The organism is Microvirga massiliensis (genome assembly GCF_001006805.1).
Lineage (GTDB): Bacteria > Pseudomonadota > Alphaproteobacteria > Rhizobiales > Beijerinckiaceae > Microvirga > Microvirga massiliensis.
In genome coordinates, this window is sequence record NZ_LN811364.1 from 18,887 (window position 1) to 21,216 (window position 2,330).

Below are 2,330 nucleotides of genomic sequence, written 5' to 3' on the forward strand. Positions count from 1 at the left end.
GCGGTCACCCGTGCGCCACGCAAGGATACCCCAGATCCGCGCAAAAAGCTCTTGTCAATCACATCAGTCGTCCATGGGTGCATGGGTTTAGTCAGGCGATGATCGATGCCGTTCTGCGCGCAGGCGTACTCGAAGGCGTGTGCCCGGAAGATCTCTCCGCGTTCCATGGCCGCCTTGATGAGCGGGGCGGCGGACGCTGTGTTGCCTGGTGTCGTGAAGTGGATGCCGTTGTCAGTGAGAACCGTATGGACCTTGTAGGGCACAGCCCCGACGAGGGCGCGCAGGAAGTTGCCGGCAACCTTCGTCGTGGCCTTCTCGTGCAGTTCCACATAGGTGAACTTGCTCGTGCGATCGATGGCAACGAACAGGTAGAGCTTGCCCTCTTCGGTGCGCACCTCCGCGATATCGATGTGAAAATAGCCGATCGGGTAAGCCTTGAACTTGCGCTTGCTGGGCATGTCGCCGGTGACTTCTGGCAAGCGAGAGATGCCATGGCGCTGCAAGCAGCGATGCAGGCTCGAGCGGGTCAGATGCGGGATGGTGGGCTGGAGCGCATAGAGGCAGTCATCCAGCGGCAGCAGGGTGTATTTGCGGAAGGTCACAAGGATCGCCTCTTCCTCAGCCGAGAGCACCGTTGAATGCGGGGCTCTCGGTCCGGTTGGGAGATCCGCGGTGCGTGCCCGCTTCTTCCACTTGGCCACGGTCTTCGGATTGATCCCGTAGCGCTTCGCAAGATCCCTCAAGCTCGCTTGACTATTTTGGATTGCGCGACGGGTTGCCTCTGTCGTGGTGGCGCTCCCGTGGAGAACTTGGCCCATAGTGCATCCCTCCATTCCGGGGATAGGATTGCACCACTAAAGCCTGGGACCAAACATTTAGTGGACCGGATCTTCGGGTCACGCGCCCTGAGACCCAGGATCGCCTATGAGGCATCGAACACGACTGCGATCATGGGTCTTGTTGCCGCCGGTCTCGGTGTCACGCTCTATCCTGAAGGGTTGCGGCGGTTCAAGCCGGACCACGTCGTCATGCGCGAGATCGAAGACTGCGGTGCGCAGATCGAGACGCTCGTCGCATGGGAGCGGAACGCGCCCGCCAAGCGCGTGCTTCATTTTGTCGAAGCCTGTCGCCGTCTTCAGGAACAGGCGAATACCCTCGTCAACGTCTGAGGACGACACCTTTAGGGATCACAGGTCAGCCACTCCGCTACCGCAAATGGCGAGCATCAGCAAAGTCACGCAGTGATTGCCTCAATTGCGCTTGGCGTAATTATAGCACCGGCTGCCTTCAACAGAGCGAGGCGATCCTCGAGGTGCTGCGCGAAGCCGGCCAACCCTTGGCGACGGCCGACTCCACTTGCCGTATCGCCGCGCGGTGTGGCGTGGCGGCGAACGATCCATCCTTGTCGCTATTCGTAACACATGGCGGCGGCCTTGAAATTCCCTGATGAAGCGCAGCTGCGTGCGTCAGGCAGGCACCGTCGGCGGCCGGAAGCACCTCTGGGAAATCGCAGCCTAGCGAGGGACCGCCGCTGGATCTCCTTCCCAGATCAGATCCGGCGGCTTGTTGCCTTGCCAGTAGCCGCATATGTAGCGTGACGTCGGCCGGCGGAGGGCTTGTGCAAGTATGGAACGGGTCAACCACCCGTTGCTCGTCCGCCGCGTGTCCTCGCGCCAGGCGAGGTCCGCGACGTACCTGTCGAGATACTTTGTCGAGAAGCGGTGGTGAATCCCAACATAGGCGCGCTGAATGCGGCTGAAAAAGCTCTCGACGAAGTTCGTGTTGATGCCATTCTCGGAGGAATAGACCTTGGAGTGGTTCACGCGCGCCATGCGGTTCAGGCCGATGAGGTCGTTGTAGCTGGCGTGCTCGTCGGCGAAGACCTTCGCGTCCCGGGAGACGTTGTCCCGGACGGCTGCCCAGACGGCATCGCTATCCTCCTCGCGGATGATGCGGGTGAAGGTCCGGCCAAACATGCCGCGCTGCCGGATCGCTAGAGCACAGAGGCGGTCGGGGCTGCGGTTCGCCTTCATGCGCCGGTCAACGCGATCTTCGGCCTTGTTCTTGGGTCGCACATGCCCGCCGGCATACTGTCTGGCTAGCGGCATCCGCCTCTGGATGCCGTCATGGGAGCCGGATGGATGCGGTCCGTTACGACAGGAGCTCCGGAAGCGGGACAACCGAGATCCCGGCGTCCTTCAGCGCCGCCCGAACCGCGATCATGAGCGGGACGGCCGTCGGCTCGTCGCCGTGGATGCAGAATGTGTCCACCTTAGCCGGGATGCGCTTGCCCGAGGCCGAGATCAGCGCCCTTTCCTCGACGATGCGCC

The 2,330-nt window shown here is 61.9% G+C and carries 4 protein-coding genes; 1 reads left to right on the top strand and 3 read right to left on the bottom strand.

The annotated features are described in order from the left end of the window. A partial coding sequence (locus tag BN1233_RS33775) for a DDE-type integrase/transposase/recombinase (RefSeq protein WP_048710677.1) occupies positions 1 to 818 on the bottom strand: 818 nt, incomplete at its 3' end. Between BN1233_RS33775 and BN1233_RS48750 the strand changes: the two genes are divergently transcribed. Next, the gene (locus tag BN1233_RS48750; protein WP_280139504.1) at positions 801 to 1,169 is read left to right on the top strand and encodes a LysR substrate-binding domain-containing protein; all 369 of its coding nucleotides are present in this window, start codon (positions 801 to 803) and stop codon (positions 1,167 to 1,169) included. The two genes, BN1233_RS33775 and BN1233_RS48750, sit on opposite strands and share 18 nt — an antisense overlap. Before the next feature lie 345 nt (positions 1,170 to 1,514). Here BN1233_RS48750 and BN1233_RS33785 read toward each other — a convergent pair whose 3' ends face one another. Continuing rightward, entirely contained in the window at positions 1,515 to 2,108 is a 594-nt protein-coding gene (locus BN1233_RS33785) for an IS1595 family transposase (RefSeq protein WP_048710679.1), read from the bottom strand. Between the two features lie 43 nt (positions 2,109 to 2,151). Next, on the bottom strand, positions 2,152 to 2,325 hold the full coding sequence (locus BN1233_RS47710) for a LamB/YcsF family protein (protein ID WP_280139505.1): 174 nt from the start codon (positions 2,323 to 2,325) through the stop codon (positions 2,152 to 2,154). Positions 2,326 to 2,330: the final 5 nt, after the last annotated feature.